The following is a 3,600-nucleotide window of genomic DNA, read 5'->3' on the forward strand; positions in this document are numbered from 1 at the left end:
TCTTTACTCCTATGTACTAAACGACCCGCTCAACCTTATCGATCCACTTGGACTTGTCCCGCCGAGCAACATACCGGCAGGCGCGAGCGTTTCACAAAACGTTCAAGACGCCAGGAACATGTCGTATAGCCAGTGGTATAACGCTGTTAGAAATGGTGGAAAGTGGGACTACAAACAACAGGGAAGACAATACGAGCAATTTGGTAATTACAATTTTGGAGCGACAGCAAGAGCTGTCGGAATTCCGGGGAACATACCTAATAGAGGAGCCGGCTGGGCTCAGCAGCAAGCGGGAACTAGCCGGCCTCAATGGGGTAATTGGTGGGATTGGCCTCCATCAAACTTTGGCGATGACCCTGCGGACCAGCTCTGGATTAATGAAGGGATCAGAGATTACGAGAACGGGCTATTCAATCCAATGAACTGCCCTAACGGCTCTGCGGGGCCTTAGAAATTGAACTCGGGCAATTACTGGCTTGTACTTCTATTTCTTGCAGGACTCTCCGGCTGTGGAAAGGGCGGCCTGTGTGAAGAACAGGAAGTTTTGCGAGCAGCCTCACCTGACAAAGTAGTAGATGCTGTGATATCGAGAAAAAACTGCGGTGCAACCACAAGTTATTCATATCAGATTTACATAGAGAAGATTGGCGAAAAACATAATGATAGCGATGCGATATTTATTGCGGACAAGGTTGACGGAATAGCCGTCAAGTGGAATGCCCCCAAAGAACTAACAATCACTTACAAGAAAGCAAGAATATTTAAATTCACAAACTTCTGGAATTCAAAAGAAGTAGACGATTTCAAATATATAGTTTCAGTCAATGAGATAAGGCGCGACAAGTAAAGTGGCCAATAACAAAAGCCCCGCCCGGCCACCGACCGGGCGGGGCTTTGTTTTGCGCCTCAATCCTCCTCGGCGACGGTCACCACCAGACACCCACGCATGACCCGCACCTTCACCGCCGTGCGCGCCTCGAAGCCGGCGGCGGCGAGCCACTGCCCCTTCATCTGCAACCACGGCACCCGCCGCGCCCGACCCTGCGCCCCCGGCGGATCGGCCCGCCGCGGCGGATTCTCGTAGAACAGCGTGCCGACGGTCAGCCGGCGCTCCAGGGGATTTCTCACCGGGCGCACGTTGCCCGTAGAATCGTCATCAGCCATGACGCAACTCCTCTTCAGTTGGGTTGTGGTCAGCTGACCGGAAGGGTGGCCCCCCTTCCGGTCGGCGCTTCAATCCGTCTTCAATTCATCCCGAAAAGCCCTTTTGGCGTTGTGCTTGAGAATCAGGCTCTCAAGCACTGCCTTGGCGATCTTGCGTTCCTCCTCGTCAAAACTCTGTAGCGCCTCGAACTGCAACCGGAACTCATCGGTCGGGCCGCGTTCGTCGGTCTCGAAGATCAGCTCGTCGGCGGTGACCCCCAGCGCTACGGCCAGTTTCTTGATCACCTCCAGCGTGGGCTGTGAAGAGCCGTTCTCGTAGCGGCGAATCTGGAGCACGCGCACACCGACCTGCTCGGCCAGCGTCTGCTGTGTCCAGCCCTTGTCTTTGCGCAGCCGAGCCACGCGCTCCGAGAAGTTCATATCAAGCACCAGGAATAGTGGACCTGACATGATGGTAATCCCCCGTTCTGAAATGATCGGTTGAAGGGATTATACATGATATGCTAAAAATATCTAAAATGATCGTTGACAGGACTCTAAGGGGATATCGCCATGGCACGCATACCGGAACGGGAAATCGAACGCCTCAAGCAAGAGGTATCCCTCGTCCGTCTGGTGGAGAGCCAGGGCGTCACCCTGAAGAAGCACGGCAAGGACTATCTCGGGCTATGCCCCTTCCACGACGACCGGGAGCCGTCGCTGGTGGTCTCGCCCGAGAAGAACCTCTGGCACTGCCTGGGGGCCTGCGGCGAAGGGGGCGACGTCATCCAGTGGGTGATGAAGCGCCAGGGGGTGAGTTTCCGCCACGCCGTGGAGCTGCTGAGGACTGGCGAGTTCTCCTCTTTAGCCGCTCACCCCGTCAAGCGGACCACCGTCCCCCAACTGGATTCCCCGCTCGATGCCGGCGCCGAGGACCAAGCACTGTTGGCGCAGGTGGTGGACTACTACCACCAGACCCTGAAGCAGACGCCGGAGGCGCTGGAGTACCTGGAGCGGCGCGGCCTCAACCACCCCGAGCTGATCGAGCACTTCAAGCTGGGGGTCGCCAACCGCACCCTGGCCTATCGCCTGCCCGAGAAGAACCGCAAGGCCGGCGCCGAGATCCGCGGGCGCTTGCAGGCCCTCGGCGTCCTGCGCAAGAGCGGCCATGAGCACTTCAACGGCTCGCTGGTGGTCCCGGTCATCAACGATGGACAGGTGCTCGAGGTCTACGGCCGAAAGCTGCGCGACAATCTCCGCAAGGGCACCGCCTACCACCTCTATCTGCCCGGCCCGCACCGGGGCATATTCAACGCCGAGGCGCTGGCCGAGAGCCGGGAAGTCATCCTCTGCGAATCGCTGATTGACGCCCTGACGTTTTGGGCGGCCGGTTTCCGCAACGTCACTACCAGCTACGGCGTCAACGGCTTCACCGATGAGCTGCTGGCCGCGCTCAAGCACCACGGCACCGAGCGGGTGCTGATCGCCTACGACCGGGACGAGGCGGGCGAGAAGGCCGCCGCCGAGCTGGCAAAGAAGCTGACCCGCGAAGGGATCGACGCCTACCGCATCCACTTCCCCAAGGGGATGGACGCCAACGAATACGCCTGCCAAGTGAAACCCGCCGGCAAGAGTCTGGGCGTGGCGATCCGCTCGGCGGTGTGGCTGGGGAAGGGGCAAGCTCCGAAAAGGGAATCGGTGCCGGCGGTGGAGGAAGAAGCGGCTAAAGCAGAAACGTCACCTCCCTCTTTAGCCGCCTCAGTCATCCCGGAAGAGCAACCAGCGCCGCCGGTCCATCCAGAGCCGGCCAATCCCCTCCCCGCCAGCGTTTCGCCCGAAGCCCCCAAGGCGGAGATCGAGGCCGAGGTGTCAGATGGCGAGGTAATCATTTCGCTCGGCGACCGCCGCTACCGCATCCGCGGCCTCGACAAGAACCTCAGCATCAACCAGCTCAAGGTCAACGTGCTGGTCTCCTGCGCTGATGCGTTGCACGTCGACACCTTTGACCTCTACGCCGCCAAAAGCCGTGGCCTGTTCATCAAGCAGGCGGCGTTCGAGCTGGCGGTGAAGGAGGAGGTGATAAAGCGCGACCTCGGCAAGGTGCTGCTGAAGTGCGAGGCTCTGCAGGAGCAGCAGATCAAACAGACCCTGAAGGGTGGCGAAGACTCCACGGCCCTCGACGCGGTAGCCGAGGAAGAGGCCCTGGCGCTGCTCCGCGCTCCCGACCTGATGCAGCGCATCCTCGAGGACTTCGACCGTTGCGGCGTGGTGGGTGAGGAGACCAACAAGCTGATCGGCTATCTCTCCTGCGTCTCGCGCAAGCTCGACAAGCCGCTCGCGGTGATCATCCAGAGCACCAGCGCCGCCGGCAAGTCCTCGTTGATGGAGGCCATCCTGGACCTAATGCCGGAAGAGGAGCGGGTGCAGTATTCGGCGATGACCGGGCAGAGCCTGTTC

At 59.6% G+C, this 3,600-nt stretch carries 5 protein-coding genes; 3 read left to right on the forward strand and 2 right to left on the reverse strand.

Translation table 11 applies throughout. From position 1 onward, the window contains the following. Positions 1-451, forward strand: a 451-nt coding sequence (locus tag ACYQ2W_RS25545) for a polymorphic toxin type 44 domain-containing protein (RefSeq protein ID WP_459873761.1), incomplete at its 5' end; no start/stop codon positions are given. Positions 452-454: 3 nt separating this feature from the next. Next, positions 455-847: a hypothetical protein gene (locus tag ACYQ2W_RS25550; protein ID WP_459873763.1), complete on the forward strand. Its 393-nt coding sequence runs from the start codon at positions 455-457 to the stop codon at positions 845-847. 59 nt (positions 848-906) lie between these two features. Here ACYQ2W_RS25550 and ACYQ2W_RS25555 read toward each other — a convergent pair whose 3' ends face one another. Beyond that, positions 907-1,164 carry a SymE family type I addiction module toxin gene (locus ACYQ2W_RS25555; RefSeq protein ID WP_459873766.1) on the reverse strand — a complete coding sequence of 86 codons (258 nt, stop codon included), beginning with the start codon at positions 1,162-1,164 and terminating at the stop codon, positions 907-909. 69 nt (positions 1,165-1,233) lie between these two features. Then, positions 1,234-1,584, reverse strand: coding sequence for a helix-turn-helix domain-containing protein (locus ACYQ2W_RS25560; protein WP_459873768.1), 351 nt, complete (start codon positions 1,582-1,584; stop codon positions 1,234-1,236). A gap of 132 nt (positions 1,585-1,716) precedes the next feature. Here ACYQ2W_RS25560 and ACYQ2W_RS25565 point away from each other — a divergent pair. Beyond that, positions 1,717-3,600, forward strand: a 1,884-nt coding sequence (locus ACYQ2W_RS25565) for a CHC2 zinc finger domain-containing protein (protein ID WP_459873770.1), incomplete at its 3' end; no start/stop codon positions are given.

The sequence above is a fragment of the Endothiovibrio diazotrophicus genome (genome assembly GCF_054657215.1).

Excerpts from the sequence above, each read along its gene's own strand:
- ACYQ2W_RS25555 (WP_459873766.1), bottom strand. The coding sequence starts at position 1,164 with ATGGCTGATGACGATTCTACGGGCAACGTGCGCCCGGTGAGAAATCCC.
- ACYQ2W_RS25560 (WP_459873768.1), bottom strand. The coding sequence starts at position 1,584 with ATGAACTTCTCGGAGCGCGTGGCTCGGCTGCGCAAAGACAAGGGCTGG.